Genomic DNA, 17683 nt, shown 5'->3' on the forward strand with positions numbered 1-17683 from the left:
GTGATCGAATGACCAGTACCGACAACACGACCGGTGATCACGACAGTGGACTCGAGGATTTCGGATACAAGGAGTCCCTCGATCGCAGCATCGGCAAGTTCGCGAGCTTCGCCGCCGGCGTCAGTTACATCTCCATCCTGACCGGCACTTTCCAGTTGTTCTACTTCGGATTCGGCACCGCAGGTCCCGCGTACCTGTGGTCGTGGCCGCTGGTGTTCGTCGGCCAGTTGGCCGTGGCGCTGTGCTTCATGGAGCTGGCCGCCAAGTACCCGATCGCCGGATCGGTCTACAACTGGGCCAAGACACTCGGCAGCAGAGTGGTGGGGTGGTCCGCGGGCTGGCTGATGCTCACCGCGTCGATCGTCACCCTGTCGGCCGTCGTGCTGGCGCTGCAGCTCAACCTGCCGCGGCTGTGGAGCGGATTCCAGATCGTCGGTGACGGCAGCGGGGAACACGACTTCGCCACCAACGCCGTCATTCTCGGGACCGTGATGATCGGCTTCACGACCGTCGTCAACGCGCTCGGCGTCCGTCTCATGGCGATGATCAACAGCGCCGGTGTGTTCATCGAGATCATCGCCGCGGTCCTGATCGCGATCATCCTCGCCGCCAACGCGACCCGCGGCCCGCAGGTGTTCTTCTCCACCCACGGGTACGGAGCCGGCGAAAGCGGTGGATACCTCGGTGCGTTCCTGGTCGCGACGCTCGCGTCGGGCTACGTGATGTATGGATTCGACACCGCGAGTTCGCTGGGGGAGGAGACGGTGGAACCGCGTCGCACCGCCCCCAAGGCGATCTTCCGGGCGATCCTCGCCTCGTTCGTGATCGGCGGCGCGATCCTCGTGTTCGCAGTGATGGCGGCACCCGACCTCGACGATCCGAAGATCGGGGCGTCGGACGGCAGCCTGCAGTACATCGTGGAGCAGGTGATGTGGGGCCCGCTCGGCACGATCTTCCTGGTGTGCATCGTGATCGCGGTGACTGTGTGCTCGCTCGCGGTGCACACCGCTGCCATCCGGCTGACGTTCGCGATGGCCCGCGACAACGCACTCCCGTTCGGTGAGCGCCTCGCCCGCGTCCACCCGAGAACCCGGACCCCCGTCGTGCCCGCGGTGACGATCGGAGTGGTGGCCGCGCTCATTCTGGTGGTCAACATCGGCCAGCCGCACATCTTCACCGTGCTCACCTCGATCGCGATCATCATGATCTACCTGGCCTACCTGATGGTCACCGGGCCGATGCTGAAGAAGCGGCTGCGGGGCGAGTGGCCGCCACGGGACCTGAAGGAGGGCGGCTACTTCACGATGGGCAGGTGGGGATTGCCCGTCAACATCATCGCGCTCGTGTGGGGAATCGGGATGGCCGTCAACCTGGCCTGGCCGCGCGAGGCCGTCTACGGCGAACCCTGGTACAACACGTGGGGCGCCTTCGTCTACATCGGCGTCATCCTCGGGTCCGGACTGCTGTGGTACTTCACCACCGGCCGCCACCACATCGGCACGTTGACGTCACACTGCGCGGCGGTGGCGACACCCGCGCCGGAATCCGAACCGAACGACAAGGAGCTCGCCCGATGACCGACCGCGAATCGAAGAGCGCTGCAGGAGAATTCGACTACGTCATCGCGGGCGGTGGCAGCGCGGGGTGCGCTCTCGCGGCACGGCTCAGCGAAGACCCGTCGGTGACGGTGTGCCTCCTCGAGGCGGGCCCGTCCGACGTCGGGGACCGGGCGATCCTCGAACTGTCGCAGTGGATGCACCTGCTCGACTCCGGGTACGACTGGGACTACCCCGTCGAGCCGCAGGAGAAGGGCAACAGCTTCATGCGACACGCCCGGGCCAAGGTCCTCGGCGGCTGTTCGTCCCACAACTCGTGTATCGCGTTCTGGCCGCCGGCCGAGGCACTCGACGACTGGGAGGCGATGGGCGCGTCGGGATGGGGCGCGCGCGACATCCTCCCGTACGTCAGCCGGCTGGAGAGCAACGACGCCCCCGGCGACGGCCACGGACGCAGCGGGCCGGTGCGGCTGCGGGACGTCCCGCCGAACGACCCCTGCGGCCACGCGGTTCTCGACGCCGCCGCCGCGGTGGGACTGCCGACGGTCGCGTTCAACCGCGGCGGAACGGTACTCAACGGCGCCGGCTGGTTCCAGATCAACGCGTCCGAGGACGGCACCCGGATGTCGTCGTCGCACGCCTATCTGCACCCGATCCTGGGGTCCCGGCCCAACCTGGAGGTACGGACCGGCTGCTGGGTCAGTGAGATCCTGTTCGACGAACAGCAGACGGCGACCGGCGTCCGGTACCAGCGTCCCGACCTCACCGGCTACGACACGGTGTCGGCCCGGCGCGAGGTGATCGTCACGGCGGGCGCCATCGACACCCCGAAGTTGCTGATGCTGTCCGGAATCGGGCCCGCGGCCCATCTTGCCGAGTTCGGTATCCCGGTCCGCGTCGACTCACCCGGGGTCGGCGCGAACCTCGACGATCACGTGGAGGGGCTCGTCTTCTGGGAGGCGTCCCGGCCGATGGTCACCGAGTCCACGCAGTGGTGGGAGATCGGCCTGTTCGCGACCACGCAGGAGGGGCTGAATCACCCCGACCTGATGATGCACTACGGCAGCGTCCCGTTCGACATGAACACGCTGCGGTGGGGCTACCCGACCACCGACAACGGATTCTGCCTCACGCCCAACGTGACCCAGGGGAGGTCCCGGGGAACGGTCCGGTTGCGGTCCCGCGATTTCCGCGACCGCGCCAAGGTCGACCCCCGGTACTTCACCGACAGCGACGGCCACGACGACCGGGTGATGCTGGCCGGCGTGAAGCTGGCCCGCACCATCGCGGAGCAGAAGGCGCTCCGCGGGTGGATCGCCCGCGAATTGGCGCCCGGACCGGACGCCGTCACCGACGCCGACATCCTCGACTACATCCACAAGACCCACAACACGGTCTACCACCCGGCGGGCACGGCCCGGATGGGCAGCGTCGACGACCCGATGGCGGTGCTCGACCCGGAATTGCGGGTCAAGGGTGTGCGGGGACTGCGCGTCGTCGACGCGTCCGCGATGCCGAAGCTGCCGCACATCAACCCCAACATCACGGTAATGACGATGGCCGAGCGCTGCGCGGATCTCGTGCGGGGTCGCGTGGGGTCCAGCCTGTGGTCGGCGGAGTCGACGCTGTCGGAGGTCTGAGCCGGGCATCGATCGCCTCGGCGACGGTTCGCCAGAGGTCGCTGTCCGGATCGATGACGGCGAAGTGGTCGCTGGGCCCCTCGATCGCAGCGACGTCGTCGGGCGTCGCCGCGGCGGCGGCGTGATACTGCCTGCTCATTTCCAGCAGGTCCGGTTCGTCGTCCACGCCGCACACCACCAGTTGCGGGACGCCGAGCGGCAGTCGTGCGAGCGGTGACGACCGCTCGTACGTCGCCGGGTCGTCGGCCCAGTGGCTGCCGACAGCGTTCGCGACCGCTCCCTCGCCGAGCCGGCGATCGTCGGCGAGCCGCAGATTCAGGACCCCGGCGAGGCTGACCGCCAAGGCCGGACGCACCGCCGCCCGGTCGGCGACCGAGTCGGCGGCGGCACGCAGCGCGAGCTGGCCACCGGCCGAGTGACCGAGGATCACGACCCGCCCCGGATCCGCCCCCGGGAGGGACCCGGCGGCCTGCAGGGCAGCCGCGACGTCGGACGTCATCGCGGCCCAGCGGTTCTCCGCGGGTCGCCGGTACTCGACATTCCACGTCGCGTACCCGCGGGCCGTCAGGTCCACGGCAAGGCCATCCATCAGGTCGAACTCCCAACGGGGACGCCAATATCCGCCGTGAACCAGCACGGCGACGGGAAAGGGCCCCGTGCCGCCCGGGATCCGCAGCTCGGCGCGCTGATCGATGTCGTCGCCGTAGCGCACGATCTTCCCGGGGTGGACGCGGTGGTGGTACCAGCTGTCGACGGCGAATCGGAGCCCGTCGAGTCCCCGCCCGCGGATGTGCGCCCGGATGCCGTCCGAGCGGTCCGGCTCGCACTCCCCGAAATCGACGCGGATCGCCCCGCAGGCCGGTGCGGTGAACGGCGCTCCCGCGCCGGGTACGACGACGAACTCGCCCCGGCCCGCCGCCATCCGTACGGCCCGCTGCAGATCCACGGTGTCCGCAGCGAACATCACCTCGCCGGCGAGACCGCGCGCATCCAGCGCCCGGCCCACCAGTTCCTCCGCGGTTCCGTGGTGCGCCACGGTGCCGGGGGCGAAGACGACGTCGAGTCGGCGAGCGGATTCGGTCACCGGGTCACCGTACGTACCGGGATGGCATCTGGCGAGGGCACATGACAGATTCACGCACTCCCCATTTGACGATTCGGCCCTGGTCCGACCCGAACTTAGTCAATGTCGTTACCGGAACGCCGATGCCTGAACTGGAATCGGGAAACAATACTCCCGGTGACCACGATGTCGCGGCCCTCCTGCCCCTTCAGGGCCCGCACCTGGGTGATCCAGTCGCCCGTGAGCACGGTCGAGTTCCGCCACTCGGGGTCGGTCATGGTCGAGGAAACGACGTACTTCTCAATCTGGTTGAGCTCGTCGGTGATCCCGGTCCGGTCGTCGGTCTGCCGGGGCCAGTAGCTGCGGAAGTCCTCGAACGTCTGCCGACCCAGCAGCATGGCGTCCGCGCGTTCGGACTGCCGGTTGGTCGCCTCCAGCAACTGTGGATCCTGGTCCGCTGGGGCGAACCAGTCGCCGAGCATCTCGATCGAGCCGTCGACGGTGATGTTCTGGGTAATCGCGAGTGTCCTCATACGAATACTGACACCGGCCAGGCCGCAAAATCATCGCCGCAGCCACAACCCGACGCGCTTGCCTCGGCGTCGGTGACCTTCACGCAGAGTTCCGCAATGGTCTGCAGGCCGCGGTGGGCAGCTTCGATGCCGTGACCTCGTCGGCTGGGGTGAAAGTGGACGTCGTGATCTCCGAATGAAGTCCGGCGTTCAGGTGGGTCACGTGGAACTTCAGCGGCCCCGCGGTGGGGTGCTCGAAGCGGCGAGTAGTGACGGGATCGCGGGTAACGTCGCATCGATTCCACAGCTGCTCGAACAGGGGCGACTCGGCACTCAGTCGCTTCACCAAGGAGATCCACGCCGGCTCACCGAGGTGCTCCGCCCACCCGGCCCGGAAGCCCGCCACCATACGGGAAACGTGCTCCTCCCAGCCGACGATGCGCGCTCGCCAGTCCGGGTTGAACAGACTTTGGACAAGAAGATTGCGCTCCCCAGACGGAACAGCGTCCAGGCCGCCCATCAGCCAGCAGTAGCCCCGGTTATGGGCGAGGACGTCGTAGCGCGCATTGCTTACTATCACCGGAAACGGGTCGAGCTTGGCCATCATGGCCTTCATCGAAGGCGTAACGGCATTGCACTCCGTCTTGCTCAACGGTTCTGTCACACCCGCCAGTGTCAACAGGTGTGCGTGCTCGTGCAGATCCAGCCGCAGCGTCCGCGAGATCGCCGCGAGCACTTGCTCGGATGCCTTGATGTCGCGACCCTGTTCGAGCCACGTATACCAAGTCACTCCGACGCCGGCCAGTTGGGCAATCTCCTCACGTCGCAGTCCCGGAGTCCGGCGGCGCCCCCCGGTGGGCAGGCCTACCTGCTCCGGCGTGATGCGGGCGCGTCGGCTCTTCAGGAAAGCGCCGAACTCGCCGCGACGAGCGCGGGCTTCACGACGTGCATCCACATCATTCATCGGACACGTCCTGGGCGGACGATCCAGGTGGCGTGAATACCAGGATATTTACACTCCTTGTACCGGGACGAAATAGTTCACCCTTGACTCATGAGACTTGGACTTCGACTGCCCCAGCGAATGGGTACTGATTTGCGTCACGACGTCACGGAGGTAGCCGGCGCCGCCGAACGTGCCGGGTTCGACAGCGTCTGGGCCTGGGAGAGATTGTTGTTTCCTGTGGCGCCCCGTGATTCCTTCACTCCGGGCGCGCCGTGGCCGCCCGCGTATCGGCAAGCGGCCGACCCACTGACCGTCCTCGCGGCCGCAGCGGTGGTCACCGAGCGAGTCCGACTGGGCACCAGCGTGATAGTCGCCGGCCTTCATCAGCCTCTCCAACTCGCGAAGAGATTCGCGACCCTCGACCAGATCAGTGGCGGGCGTGTGGTCGCGGGGTTGGGAACGGGCTGGGCGGTGGACGAGTTCGAGGCGGTCGGCATGGCAAAGTCCGACCGCGGCCGACTGCTCGACGAGACCCTCGACGTCTTCGAGGCAGCCTGGGGTCCGGATCCGGTGACCTACCGCGGGCCACACACGCTCATCGACAACGCCTACGTCCTGCCGAAGCCGGCTTCGCCGATCCCCGTCATCTTGGCCGGCGACGTCGATTTCAGCTCCGCTGGAGGTCCCAATGCGCGGGTGCTGGAACGGATTTCCCGACGTTCCAACGGTTGGATGCCTCTCTTCCCGACCCCCGGCGATGCTGGTGCCGGGAAGCTTCGCACGGCGTGGGACGTGATCCGCCAGTCGGCGTCCGCCGCCGGGCGCGACCCGTCCGAGATGGAAATGATCGTGGTGGGGAACGTCGCGTTCTCCGAGACTCCGTCCGGCGACGATCGGATCGGCTTTTCGGGCACGCTTGCACAGATTCTCGACGACATCGCTTCCGTAGCAAGTGCGGGTGCAGATGAGTTGATCCTCGACCTGCACCTGCAGGACTGGTGGCGGAACACACCCCAGATGCTGGACATGGCTCTCGAGATTCGAGAGCTCGTCTCGGCGGCAGGAGTGTGACCAGGAGACAGCGCGATACGCTACACCTGGACCCGTTGCCGTCGTCACGATGCGGTGGATCGCTCGAGAATCTCTTTGCGTTCCCATTCGGTCAGTCCTCCCCAGATGCCGTACGGCTGCGCCGTCTCGAGCGAGTACCGGCGGCAGTGGTTGCGGGCGGTGCAGCCTTCGCAGATGCCGCGGGCGATGTTCTCTCGGAGATGGCGGGCGTGGTCTGTTTCGCTCTCCGGAGCGAAGAAGAAATAGTCGCCCACCGCAGTGCAGTCGGCTGATTCACGCCAGCGGCACGGATCCGCTGTCAGTCGATCATGAAATACCGGGACAGTCGTCAGTGCCATGCGGTGACAAGGTCCGCCCGCGCTGCGGCGGCGACTGCCTCCGCGACAGCGGGGGCCACGCGAGGATCGAGCGGGCTGGGAACGATCTTGTCCACAGCCAGCTCGTCACCGACGACCGAGAGGATGGCCTCGGCGGCGGCAAGTTTCATGCCCTCGGTGATCCGGCGGGCACCGGCGTCCAGGGCGCCGCGGAACACACCGGGGAAGGCGAGCACGTTGTTGATCTGGTTCGGGAAATCGCTGCGCCCGGTGGCGACGATCGCCGCGTGCTTGCGGGCGACGTCGGGGTGGATCTCCGGGTCCGGGTTCGACAGCGCGAACACGATGGAGTTCTCCGCCATGGTCGCGATCAGTTCCTCCGGCACCGTGCCCGCGGACACCCCGAGGAACACGTCCGCACCGTCCAGGGCCTCGACGATGCCGCCGCGGCGTGCGGCCGGGTTGGTGCGGGCCGCCAAATCCACCTTCACCGCGTTCAGATCCTGGCGGTCGGCGGAGACGATGCCCTTCGAATCGAGGACCGTCACGTCGGCGATGCCGGCGGCGAGCAGGATGTTCGCACACGCCACGCCGGCGGCACCGGCCCCGGAGATCACCACCCGCAGCGAGGACAGGTCCCGGTCCTGGACCTTGACCGCACCCTTGAGCGCGGCGAGGACGACGATGGCGGTGCCGTGCTGGTCGTCGTGCATGACCGGGCAGTCCAGCGCCTCGATGACCCGTTGTTCGATCTCGAAGCAGCGCGGGGCGGAGATGTCCTCCAAATTGACCGCCCCGAAGCTCGGGCGCAGCCGGATCAGGGTCTCGACGATCTCGTCGGGGTCCTTCGTGTCCAGGACCAGGGGGATCGAGTTCAGGCCGGCGAAGTTCTTGAACAGCGCGGACTTGCCCTCCATCACCGGAAGCGAGGCGCGGGGGCCGATGTCGCCGAGACCGAGGACCGCGGAGCCGTCGGAGACGACGACCACGAGGCGGTTGGTCCAGGTGTACCGGTCGGCGAGGGTCTCGTCGGCCGCGATGGCGCGGGAAACCTGCGCGACACCGGGGGTGTAGGCGATCGACAGATCGCGTTGATTGTCCAGCGGGGTGGTCAACTCGACGGACAGCTTCCCGCCGATGTGGCCGGCGAAGATCTCTTCGTCGGTCAACTCGACCTTCTGCGGTGTGGTGGGTTCGGACACGACAGTCATGGAAGCTCTTTTCTCTGAACGACTTGGCGAAGTGGCGGAGGACTCTCCTCGGGACCCTCAGAGGGCCATCGGAGCCATGCCCAGGATCATCAGTGCGGAACCCGTTGCCGCGGTCTTGACGCCGACGCGTTCGGGGCGCGGGGTGGAGCGGAAGAGGTGCAGGGTCAACAGTGCCCAGCACACCAGCACGGTGAGGGGAAGCCAGCCGGTCGAGATTCCTGCGCCGCCGTGATGGTGGCCGGAGGGTGCCGGCGCCGACGCCGCCGGGGCGGGAGCGGACATCGGGGCCAGGAGCAGCAACATCCCCATCGCCGTGAGATCGACCGCGCAGGGAACCGCGGTCCGGCGGTGCATGGTCTCACCGGTGACGAACACGGCGAGCGTGATGAGAACGGCACCCTCGAGCAGGTGAATTCCTGCCGGCACGCGGGGGATCATCATCGCGACCATGGACACCGCCATCGCACCGTGCGCGATCCGGACTCGGCAGTGCGTTCCATGTGCCCGCCACATCGGGACGAGTGCCCCGACCGCTCCGGCGAACATCGTCGCGTACGCGACTGGGATATCGAACATCGTCACTCTCGGATCTTCTTCAGAGGCCGGCCCTCGACGACAGCGCCGAGGGCCGAGAACACTACGGTGCCACGGGGTAGTGGCTGGTGATGGCAACCCGGTTCCAGGCGTTCATCACGATCGCAAGCCAGCTGATCGCGGACACCTGCTCGTCCGTGAGGGAGCCGTCATCCCAGGTGCGCCGTTCCGGAACGGCGAGGCCGGTGACCTGTTCGGCGAGAGCGAGCGCCGCGCGCTCCTGGTCGCTGAAATACTGCGCCTCCCACCACGCCGCGACGACCGCGAGTCGATCCGCCTTCTCTCCCTTGGCGAGAGAGTCGCGGGTGTGCATGCGAAGGCAGAAGGCGCAGCCGTTCAGCTGGGAGACGCGGATCTTCACCAACTCCACCAGGAGCGGATCCACGCCCGCCGCATTCAGGGTCGATTTCACTTCCGCATCCAGCGTCACCAGGCTCTTGTAGACGGCCGGGTGCTGCTTGCCGATATTCACGCTGCTCATAATGTTCCTTTCGGTTGGGTTGTCGATTGGTTGTGGGACTGAATGTTTGAGTCGACCGCCCGGTTGACGTGCGCGACTATCACCTCGTACATCCGCCGTGTTATCTCGGTCTCGTCGGTCATGATGTCGTAACCGTGATCGACACCGCGCACCTCGACGTATTCGGCGAGCGCGCCGACCGCCTCGAGTTTGTCCGCGTATCGCCTGGCTTCAGTGCGCAGGCGGTCGAACTCCGCGGCGATGACCAATGCCGGTGCGATACCTGCTATGCCGTTGGCGTTGTCTCCCCATGCCGGCGAGACGAACCGGTGACTACGCTGCGCGCGATCGGGGGTGTAGGCGGTGTCGAACACCTCACACAACCAGGGCTGCAGAACGGCTTTCGAGCCCAGCGGCGACGGCTTGTGGGAGGGGGGCGTCATAATATCGAGCGGCGGGTAATGCAGAATCTGCAACGCGATGGCGGGACCGTCGTTCTCCAGCGACATCCGTGACACGGCTGCTGACAGATTGCCTCCCGCGCTCTGGCCACCGACGCACAACCGCGTGCCGTCCCACTCACGCTCCGGTCCTGATGCCCACTGAACTACATCGTAGAACTGCTCGGCGGGCGTGGGAAACCGTTTGCCCGGGGCCAACGCGTAATCCGTGTTGAGCACGAAGACATTGGCATGGGCGGCAAGGAAGCGGCACCAGGCGTCGTCCTGTTCTCGGTGTCCCACGACGAAGCCACCGCCGTGAGCATTCACGTACACTCCGGGGGTGCCTGTCGGAGACTGCGGGGGATAGATGGTCGCAGCGACCGGACCGTGACGCGTTTCGATGCTGATGTCGGTTGTGCGGATGGTGATTTCAGGGAACCGAGGTTCGACGGCAGGGTGGATCGCAGCGTTGATCTTGGCGGCGAACCTGCGGGCAATGATGTCGGCCACCGACCGTCGCGACAGTATTGACATGGATTCTCGTTTCGTTTCGATTGCGCGACGTGGAGCCGCGGTGGTGGTCAGCCCTGGTGCTGACGCGCGCTGGGGTGGCGCAGATGGTCGCGGGCGATGATCTCTTCCGGTTCGAGCATGGTGATCATGTCCACGTCGGGAGCGCAGATGCACACCGCGACGAACCGGCTCCAGGCCTGCGGATCGGGATTGGAGACCTGGTAGTGCACGACGTCGCCGCCGGGTTCCCAGAATGCTTCGCCCGCAGCAATTACCCGGGGTTCTTCGCCCTCCAGTTCGAAGAAGATGCTGCCCTCCAGTACGTAACCGAACACCGGTCCGGAGTGGCGATGCGGGGCGAGTCCGGGGTCGGCCGGCGGGAGTTCGACGAGTTGGGTCATCGCGTGCGAACCCTCGGGAATGGCGGGTGGGGTGGCGCAGAGCAGGTCGGTGACCTGGACGTTTCCTTTAGCCAACATGGGTGTGTCCTCTCAGAAGGTGGTGTTTCGTACCGTGTGACTGACTAGCTCGCCTACTGCGCCGAAGGTGAAGTGCGTTGGCAGTTCACCTGTCTCGTCGAGGCCGAAGAGGGCTCCGTACGATCGCAGGGACGTGATGTCGCGGTGATCGGCAATGGTGACCGCCGCGAAGGGGAGAACCTTTTCCCGCGAGGCAAAGACGTAGATTCCGGGACGTAGTTCATAGGTCGTGCACTCGTCGGTGTCCGCAAGTCCGGCAGCGGGCCCGGCCAAGCAGTGCCACGTGTACGAATGCGGTCCGAGGTAGACGTGCTCGTAGCTGTGTTCGTCGCTGTAGGTCCACTGCACTCTTCGGCCCAGGAGTGCGGTCGTGGGTGCCGGTTCCGGCCCGCGCGTCGCCAGTCCTTCGATGCGGCCCTGCAGGAAGTTGTGTTGCACCCGGGTCCGGCCCTCGGCCGGATCTCCGATCGTGCTCACGATGGCGAGGCTGCGTCCGTGTTCGAAGTCGAGAACGAGGCTGACTGCTGTATTCGGCACGTTGTCGCGATGATGGAATTGCGTGTACACCAGTCCCTCTGCGACGTCGAAGGCCTCGTAGTCGTCCTTTCCGGACATCACCGGGTGTGGGTCGCCGGGCCCGGGCTCGTAGCTCCACTCGACGGTCGTCGTGCCGAAACGGTGTGACACCCGGCTGCCCTGGGAGTTCGTGAACACGATGTCGCGGCCGGCCACACTGCTCGACCTGACGGCCTTGTTGCCGTCGAATCCCGGCACCAGTCGGTCCAGGGGCGGCCAGGTCCTGGTGTCGGAGAAGTCGATGGAGTTGTTGGTCATGCGTGCTTGCTCCGTTCGTAGCGTTCGGTAGTACTCGAGAGTGCTCGGCGCGCGGGCGCCGATCAGGTGAGGATCGGATTCTTTTCGACATCCCAACTGACGTGCAGCGACTCCGGGCCTCGGAACGAGGTGTTCGGGACGTAGTGGAACTCCTGCTGGTCGAGAGTCATGTGGGGCAGGCGTCGCGTCAGTTCCTCCAGATAGATGATCATCTCCAGCCGGGCGAGATGGTTACCCAGGCACATGTGTGTTCCCGCGCCGAATGCGATGTGCGCCTTGGCGTCTCGGTCGATGTCGAATCGTTCGGGATCGTCGAACACGGAGCCGTCCTGGTTCGCCGACGCGATCACCATGAGGATCTTTCCGCCCGCGGGAATGGTCACGTCGCCGACCTGCACGTCTTGCTTCGCGACTCGGCGCCACGCGGCCACCGAGGGATTGAGTCGCAGGCACTCCTCGACCGCCGCGGGGATCAGGGAGGGGTCCGCGCACAGGCGATCCCACTGGTCGCGGTTCCTCAGCAGAGTGACGACCGCGTTCGCGGTGGCATTCGTCGTAGTTTCGTGGGCAGCCATCGCGCCGCCCATGACGTTCGTCTGCAGCCAGGTATCGGAGATGACGTCAGGGTTCTCACGCTGCATCTTGATCGCATGACCCAACCACCCTGGTGGATTGTCGAGTTCCTTGAGTTTCCCGATGACGCGCTCACCCATCTCCCAGAACTGGCCCAGGCCGTCGGCGGCTCGGATCTGCTCCTCGGGGCTGGGCCGCCCCCACACGAATTCGGTCATGGACGTGGCGAGCTTGCGTACGGTGTCTACGTCCTCCTCGGGAATCCCCAAGAACTGCAGAGCGACCAAACAGGGGATGTCCCAGAGCATATCGGCGACGAGATCGGCATGACCCTGATCGACGAAGCGGTCGATGTAGGTGTTCGTCGTCTCCCGAATGTAGGGAGCGAGGGGGTCGATACGGTCCGGCATGAATGCGGGAGCGTTCAGCCGGCGGTACTGCCGGTGCATGGGCGGGTCGGAATCCGCGAGGACGGGGCAGGGTGCGAAGTTGTACTTGCCGAGCTGCTCGCCGGCCTCCTCGGAGGGGGGTGTGACCGGCGTCAGCGTGATGGCCGCAGAGAACTGATTGAATTGGCTGAAAACTGATTTCACGTCTTCGTGCCGCGTGACGACCCAGTAGTCCGAGTCGTCGTTGTAGAACACCGGTTGACTCTCGCGGGCCCACGCCAGCGAGGCCCCCGGATTTTCCTGATATTCGTGGTCGAAGAACGAGAATCCTGCGGCGGTATGAGCGACCGGGCACCCAGTCATTGTTTTCCTCTCTTCGGTGGGCTGTCAGAGGTCGAGTGTGATCTTCGGGCAGGCGGCTCTACTGATGCAGATCATCAATGTGCTGTTTTCTTCCTGCTCTGTGGGGCTGAGCACTGAATCGCGGTGGTCGGCCAGGCCGGACACGATATTTGTTTCGCAGGTTCCGCACGTGCCTTCGGAACAGGAGAATGGTGCGGGTATGCCGACGGCTCGTGCTGCGTCGAGAATCGATTGATCCGATCCGACCGAGACGGTGATGCCGCTTCGCACGAATTCGACTTCGAATTCATCGAGGACCGGTGCGTCAGTCGGAGTTTTGGGAGTAAATCGCTCCAGATGAATTTCATCGATATTGTCGAGCTCGGCGGCTATCTCCTCCGCAGCACACAGCAGGCTCTCGGGGCCGCACACGTATACCGCGGTATCGGGAGTGGCACCCGCAAGGATGCGAGGGAGGTCGATGCGCCCGTCGATGTCGGCCGGAACCAAGGTCACGCGGTCGCGGTGGGCCTGTTTCAAGCCGCCTGCGAATGGCATGTTGCGTCGGCTGCGGCCTCCGTATATCAAGGACCATTCGGCTCCTGCCCGCTCGACCGACGTGATCATCGGGAGGAACGGGGTGATTCCGATTCCTCCGGCAATGAACAGGTAGCGGGGTGCGTCGACGAGGTGAAAGTTGTTTCGTGGCCCACGGACGGTGACGCTTTCGCCTTCGTGCACTTCGTGATGAAGGCGTGTGGAGCCGCCTCGGCCGTCGGGTTGGTACAGGACGCTCACCTGCCACGAACGACGGTCGCCAGGTTCACCGCAGAGGGAGTACTGCCGGATCATGTCCGGTCCGAGTACGACGTCGATGTGTGAACCCGGCGTCCACCCGGGGAGGTCTCGACCGTCGGCGCGGACCAGGGTCAGCTGCGTGACGGTGTCGGTGATCGGCGTCTTGGCCTTGATTTCCATCGCGAGGTCTTCGTGTGCCTGATTCGCGGTGTCCGCTCGCCGAGGCTGTGGGCCGGAGTGTCGGGCCTCGAACTGCGATGCCATGGGGACTCCTTCGAATTTCGGCCGGATGCCCCGGCGTGGACTGTGGTGCACGAGGCCACGTCGGCGACGTGGTGTACTCGTGGCCGACCGGCCCGTCGTTTTCGGCCTCGCCGTCGGGCGACTTCCATAGGGGAGGTCACAACGTCCGGCCCGTTGTAATCTGCCGCACTGTGCGATCGCGCACATGGGGTAAATCACGGAAGGTGGTACGGAAGTTGCGGGGTTCCGTACCGGGCGTGGCCGGCGGCGCACACGAAGAAACGGCTCTGAACCGCGAGTTCTCACGGACGGACGCCGTCAGGCGTCGAAGTCGGCGCGTCCCGTGCTGCGGGTGCGTGGTCCGGTCAGCGGGACTGTCCGATGTACCAGGAGGCGATCTGGCTGCGCGAGGCGAACCCGAGGCGCGTCATGATGTTCTCGATGTGGCTCTCCACGGTGCGTGCGGAGATCACCAGAGCCGCCGCGATCTGCGGGCTGGTCAGCCCTTTCGATATCAAGGCCGCGATCTCTTGTTGCCGGCTGGTGAGCACGGGTGGTTCGCCCTCGGGAATCGAATCGGCGACCTGTTCCGCCAGTGCGTAGGCGATGATGCCGGTCGGGGATCGCTTTGCTCCCGCCTGCAACGCTGTCGACAGCGCCCGGGGCGCCATCGCCTGCTCGAGCTGACCGCGACAGGCGGAGTGATAGCCGGTGAGTTTCGGCCCGAACGCCACCAATTCCGTACCCGTGCGTCGCCACAGGCTCCGGGACGCCCCGATCAACTGTGCCGCGCGCTCGAACTGACCGGTTGATCCCGCTATCCAGGCGAGAAGTTCGGTCATCAAGGCGGTGCCCAGGGACGGATCGAAGACCCGGTGATCACGCAGCGCATCGATCGCGGTTGCATGCGCTGCGGTGAAGTCGCCTTGCAGCCAGTGGTCGAGCCCTTGGCTCCACTTCAGGTAGGAACGCGCCCATCGTTCACCGCGATGCCGGCACACAGACAAGGCCGACGTGCTGACGGCCAGTGCTTCCGCGCTCCGGCCGCCGAGGGAGAGCACGACGGCGTACTCGAAGGACGCCATCAGCCATTCGGCGGTCTCACCGACGTCGGCCAACTCGCGCAGCGCGACCTCGAATCGACTCTCGGCCTCGGCAAGGTCGCCGCGAAGCTGTGCGGCGAGTCCCCGCAGACCGACGCAGTGGGCCGCCGCGTCAGCGAGGTGAAGCTGTGCCGCCACTGCTTCACACTCGTCGAGGCGCCGTGCTGCCACCTCGTGGTCGCCTTGGAGAAGGCACACCCTGGCAGCGACCCACAGCGCTTTCGCCCGGGCCGGCGTGGGCGTCCGATCGCCGTCGGGTGCGTCGAGCGATTCGTCCGACCACCGGCGACCCTCGGCTATGTATCCGTCTGCGTACCAGCGGTATCGCAGTCCGGCGATCAATTCCAGTTGATAGTTGTCGCCCGCGGCGGCAGTGTCCAACGCGGCTCGAAGATTTTCCCGCTCGACGCGCATCCACTTGGCCGAGGCCGCTTGGTCGGGCCCGCACCAGGAACGTTCCAGTTCTTGGACCACGTCGAGAAAATACTGACGGTGACGGCTGCGGAATCTGTCGGAGTCTCCCGTCAGCGCGAGTATCTCTGCACCGTAGGCCCGGATGGTTTCCAGCATCCGGAAGCGCATCGACGATTCTTGGTCCTCGACCCCGACGATGGACTGGTTCACCAGGGAACTCAAGAGGTCGAGCGTGGTCGTCGCCGGGTGGCCGCCGTGGGCGTATGCGTCGCCGCACACGCCTTCCGCCGATGTCAGGTCGAAACTGCCGGCGAAAACGGACAGGCGTGCCCACAGATGACGTTCGGGTTCCGTGCAGAGTGCAAAACTCCAATCGACGAGCGATCGGAGGGTCTGCTGGCGCGGTGCGGCCGATCGACTTCCGCTGGTGAGCAGCCCGAATCGGTCCGTCAGTCGTTCCAGAATCTGGTCGAGCGACAGAATGCGCATGCGGGCGACCGCGAGTTCGATTGCGAGCGGAATTCCCTCCAGTTGAATGCACAAACGCGCCGCTGCGGCAGCATTGTGCTCGTCGAGGACGAAACCGGGGGAGGCGGCCTCTGCACGCTCCTGGAGTAGTCGGATCGACTCGAACTGCGACAGGGATTCGACGGTGACCGGCGCCGCGTCATCGGGGACGGTGAGTGGAGGTACTGGATAAAGGAATTCTTCGGTCACCGTCAGCGACGTGCGGGTAGTGGCCAGAATTCGAATCGAGGGGGCATATCGCAGAATGTCGCTGATCAATGCCACGGACCCGGGGAGTACGTGTTCACAATTGTCGAGAATGAGCAGGATCTCGCGATCACGAAGATATTCGATCAGCTTCGCGGTGGCGTCACGATTCGACTGATCCGCAATTCCCAGCGCGTGAACAACAGCGGCCGGTACGTCGCCTCCGTCCGAGACGGACGCCAATTCGACGAAATATACGCCGTTCTCGAAAAGGTGGTTCATCTCGTCGGCGACGTGCAATGCCAATCGGGTCTTGCCCACTCCGCCGGGCCCGATCAAGCTCACCAGTCGTCCGCTCGCCAGACGGTCGCGGATCTCCTTACGCTGCTGACGCCGGCCGACGAAGCTGGTTGCGGTGGACGGGACGTTGCCGCTGCGAGTTCTCGCTTTCGACACGACACCTCCACTTTGCGACAGACGCAGTCAGGGTATCGCAACCCCGGCGGTGCGACGTCGGAATACCGAAACTTTGTTCGAAGACCGTGTTATCGGTACCCCGCCGGGCCGGGTCCGCGTCATGCTTCCACGTCCCCGATTCCTTCTGATTCCGCAGTGAGTGTGATACAAGATAGGCACGGACTCGTCGCGTGGCGATCCGTTAACCGCGAGGTCGATTACATTGCGCGAGAGCTTTTCCGGCACCCTGTCGAGCGGCGAGTATCCCGGGGGTGGCATGCGGCACCCCGATTGGGACGCGGTGCCCCATGCAGTATTCGACGCCAACTTTCCGCACGAGCTCATGCCGCTGACCGCGTCCAGTCCCACTGCAGCTCCCAGGGTTTCCGCGTTGCATCTCGGCCCCTGCACATCGTCCGAATCAATTGGGGCGCTGATGTTGCCGTTCACAGCGAGCATCCCGGCGCCGTCGGCATCAACATCCCGCTTCATGGCGAGCGCGAGACCCGGATCAGGGGGCGGCTCGTCGTGTCCACCCGAGGCTTCGCCACGGTCAACCCCGCTGACACCCCGGCCGACATCACGCGGTGGCCTCGCGCCTGCACGATCGTCGGCGTCAAGATCGATCGGGATTTCGCCCAACGCGAGTTGTGGCGCGTGACTGGCCGGGCCGACGCGGTGATCCCGGATCAGATCGATTTGCGCAGGCCCGCCGCTGCGGCGCCTGCAGGGGGCTTCCGCCTCTACCTCGGCAAGACTCCCCGCGAATGCCTGACCGAGATCCGTCTCGCCGGCGTCCGGGCCGAACTCGCCTCGGGCTCGGCTCGTTCGGTGACCGACGTTGCGCTGAAATGGGGGTTCACTCATTTCGGCCGGTTCGCCGCCGCCTTTCGGCAGCGCTACGGAGTGTCACCGTCTTCTCTTCTGCATTGACTCGGCATCTGCGGGGAGATGCCCGCACCGGCGTAAGCTCCTGGTCAGGTCTTCCCGTCGACTGGAGGATGTGCTGAGC

General features: G+C 65.6%; 16 protein-coding genes and 1 pseudogene. 4 read left to right on the plus strand and 13 right to left on the minus strand.

From position 1 onward, the window contains the following. Window positions 1-8 precede the first annotated feature (8 nt). Both H0B43_RS27735 and H0B43_RS27740 read left to right on the plus strand, forming a co-directional pair. Window positions 9-1577: an APC family permease gene (locus H0B43_RS27735; RefSeq protein WP_185724991.1), complete on the plus strand. Its 1569-nt coding sequence runs from the start codon at window positions 9-11 to the stop codon at window positions 1575-1577. After that, window positions 1574-3196 (plus strand): GMC family oxidoreductase, encoded by a 1623-nt coding sequence (locus tag H0B43_RS27740; RefSeq protein ID WP_185950085.1) that lies wholly within the window; start codon window positions 1574-1576, stop codon window positions 3194-3196. The genes H0B43_RS27735 and H0B43_RS27740 overlap by 4 nt, the downstream gene beginning before the upstream one ends. On the opposite strand, the gene H0B43_RS27745 is transcribed toward H0B43_RS27740, so the two are convergent. From H0B43_RS27745 to H0B43_RS27755, 3 genes and pseudogenes are all read right to left on the minus strand, one after another. After that, the gene (locus H0B43_RS27745; protein WP_185724990.1) at window positions 3099-4280 is read right to left on the minus strand and encodes a S9 family peptidase; all 1182 of its coding nucleotides are present in this window, start codon (window positions 4278-4280) and stop codon (window positions 3099-3101) included. The genes H0B43_RS27740 and H0B43_RS27745 overlap by 98 nt on opposite strands. Before the next feature lie 146 nt (window positions 4281-4426). Further along, window positions 4427-4792, minus strand: a pseudogene (locus H0B43_RS27750) (dihydrofolate reductase family protein); the annotation flags it as partial. A 79-nt stretch (window positions 4793-4871) separates the two neighbouring features. Continuing rightward, on the minus strand, window positions 4872-5735 hold the full coding sequence (locus H0B43_RS27755; protein ID WP_185724989.1) for a helix-turn-helix transcriptional regulator: 864 nt from the start codon (window positions 5733-5735) through the stop codon (window positions 4872-4874). A 120-nt stretch (window positions 5736-5855) separates the two neighbouring features. Between H0B43_RS27755 and H0B43_RS27760 the strand changes: the two genes are divergently transcribed. Then, window positions 5856-6788, plus strand: coding sequence for an LLM class F420-dependent oxidoreductase (locus H0B43_RS27760; protein WP_252189694.1), 933 nt, complete (start codon window positions 5856-5858; stop codon window positions 6786-6788). A 44-nt stretch (window positions 6789-6832) separates the two neighbouring features. Here the strand turns inward: H0B43_RS27760 and H0B43_RS27765 are convergent, their stop codons facing one another. The 10 genes from H0B43_RS27765 to H0B43_RS27810 form a co-directional block, all read right to left on the minus strand. Then, window positions 6833-7126: a WhiB family transcriptional regulator gene (locus H0B43_RS27765; protein WP_185724987.1), complete on the minus strand. Its 294-nt coding sequence runs from the start codon at window positions 7124-7126 to the stop codon at window positions 6833-6835. Next, window positions 7117-8316, minus strand: coding sequence for an NADP-dependent malic enzyme (locus H0B43_RS27770; RefSeq protein ID WP_185724986.1), 1200 nt, complete (start codon window positions 8314-8316; stop codon window positions 7117-7119). The genes H0B43_RS27765 and H0B43_RS27770 overlap by 10 nt, the downstream gene beginning before the upstream one ends. Before the next feature lie 57 nt (window positions 8317-8373). Next, window positions 8374-8892 carry a hypothetical protein gene (locus tag H0B43_RS27775; protein WP_185729776.1) on the minus strand — a complete coding sequence of 173 codons (519 nt, stop codon included), beginning with the start codon at window positions 8890-8892 and terminating at the stop codon, window positions 8374-8376. 61 nt (window positions 8893-8953) lie between these two features. Then, a complete protein-coding gene (locus tag H0B43_RS27780) occupies window positions 8954-9391 on the minus strand; it encodes a carboxymuconolactone decarboxylase family protein (protein ID WP_185724985.1) in 438 nt (145 codons plus the stop codon). After that, the gene (locus H0B43_RS27785; RefSeq protein ID WP_185729775.1) at window positions 9388-10347 is read right to left on the minus strand and encodes an alpha/beta hydrolase; all 960 of its coding nucleotides are present in this window, start codon (window positions 10345-10347) and stop codon (window positions 9388-9390) included. Before H0B43_RS27785 ends, H0B43_RS27780 begins: the two co-directional genes overlap by 4 nt. 47 nt (window positions 10348-10394) lie before the next feature. Next, window positions 10395-10805, minus strand: coding sequence for a cupin domain-containing protein (locus tag H0B43_RS27790; RefSeq protein ID WP_185724984.1), 411 nt, complete (start codon window positions 10803-10805; stop codon window positions 10395-10397). A 12-nt stretch (window positions 10806-10817) separates the two neighbouring features. Continuing rightward, the gene (locus tag H0B43_RS27795; protein WP_185724983.1) at window positions 10818-11639 is read right to left on the minus strand and encodes a MoaF C-terminal domain-containing protein; all 822 of its coding nucleotides are present in this window, start codon (window positions 11637-11639) and stop codon (window positions 10818-10820) included. Between the two features lie 62 nt (window positions 11640-11701). Continuing rightward, window positions 11702-12964, minus strand: coding sequence for a cytochrome P450 (locus H0B43_RS27800; RefSeq protein WP_185724982.1), 1263 nt, complete (start codon window positions 12962-12964; stop codon window positions 11702-11704). A 24-nt stretch (window positions 12965-12988) separates the two neighbouring features. Then, window positions 12989-13795 (minus strand): PDR/VanB family oxidoreductase, encoded by an 807-nt coding sequence (locus H0B43_RS27805; RefSeq protein ID WP_252189693.1) that lies wholly within the window; start codon window positions 13793-13795, stop codon window positions 12989-12991. Between the two features lie 554 nt (window positions 13796-14349). Further along, the gene (locus H0B43_RS27810; RefSeq protein ID WP_185724980.1) at window positions 14350-16671 is read right to left on the minus strand and encodes a LuxR C-terminal-related transcriptional regulator; all 2322 of its coding nucleotides are present in this window, start codon (window positions 16669-16671) and stop codon (window positions 14350-14352) included. Between the two features lie 162 nt (window positions 16672-16833). Here H0B43_RS27810 and H0B43_RS27815 point away from each other — a divergent pair, with 162 nt between their 5' ends. Continuing rightward, the gene (locus H0B43_RS27815) at window positions 16834-17604 is read left to right on the plus strand and encodes a helix-turn-helix transcriptional regulator (protein WP_312037650.1); all 771 of its coding nucleotides are present in this window, start codon (window positions 16834-16836) and stop codon (window positions 17602-17604) included. The last annotated feature ends 79 nt before the right edge of the window (window positions 17605-17683 follow it).

The organism is Rhodococcus sp. 4CII, assembly GCF_014256275.1.
GTDB classification, from domain to species: domain Bacteria; phylum Actinomycetota; class Actinomycetes; order Mycobacteriales; family Mycobacteriaceae; genus Rhodococcus_F; species Rhodococcus_F wratislaviensis_A.

Excerpts from the sequence above, each read along its gene's own strand:
- H0B43_RS27735 (WP_185724991.1), top strand. The coding sequence starts at position 9 with ATGACCAGTACCGACAACACGACCGGTGATCACGACAGTGGACTCGAG.
- H0B43_RS27740 (WP_185950085.1), top strand. The coding sequence starts at position 1,574 with ATGACCGACCGCGAATCGAAGAGCGCTGCAGGAGAATTCGACTACGTC.
- H0B43_RS27755 (WP_185724989.1), bottom strand. The coding sequence starts at position 5,735 with ATGAATGATGTGGATGCACGTCGTGAAGCCCGCGCTCGTCGCGGCGAG.
- H0B43_RS27760 (WP_252189694.1), top strand. The coding sequence starts at position 5,856 with ATGGGTACTGATTTGCGTCACGACGTCACGGAGGTAGCCGGCGCCGCC.
- H0B43_RS27765 (WP_185724987.1), bottom strand. The coding sequence starts at position 7,126 with ATGGCACTGACGACTGTCCCGGTATTTCATGATCGACTGACAGCGGAT.
- H0B43_RS27770 (WP_185724986.1), bottom strand. The coding sequence starts at position 8,316 with ATGACTGTCGTGTCCGAACCCACCACACCGCAGAAGGTCGAGTTGACC.
- H0B43_RS27775 (WP_185729776.1), bottom strand. The coding sequence starts at position 8,892 with ATGTTCGATATCCCAGTCGCGTACGCGACGATGTTCGCCGGAGCGGTC.
- H0B43_RS27780 (WP_185724985.1), bottom strand. The coding sequence starts at position 9,391 with ATGAGCAGCGTGAATATCGGCAAGCAGCACCCGGCCGTCTACAAGAGC.
- H0B43_RS27785 (WP_185729775.1), bottom strand. The coding sequence starts at position 10,347 with ATGTCAATACTGTCGCGACGGTCGGTGGCCGACATCATTGCCCGCAGG.
- H0B43_RS27790 (WP_185724984.1), bottom strand. The coding sequence starts at position 10,805 with ATGTTGGCTAAAGGAAACGTCCAGGTCACCGACCTGCTCTGCGCCACC.
- H0B43_RS27795 (WP_185724983.1), bottom strand. The coding sequence starts at position 11,639 with ATGACCAACAACTCCATCGACTTCTCCGACACCAGGACCTGGCCGCCC.
- H0B43_RS27800 (WP_185724982.1), bottom strand. The coding sequence starts at position 12,964 with ATGACTGGGTGCCCGGTCGCTCATACCGCCGCAGGATTCTCGTTCTTC.
- H0B43_RS27805 (WP_252189693.1), bottom strand. The coding sequence starts at position 13,795 with ATGATCCGGCAGTACTCCCTCTGCGGTGAACCTGGCGACCGTCGTTCG.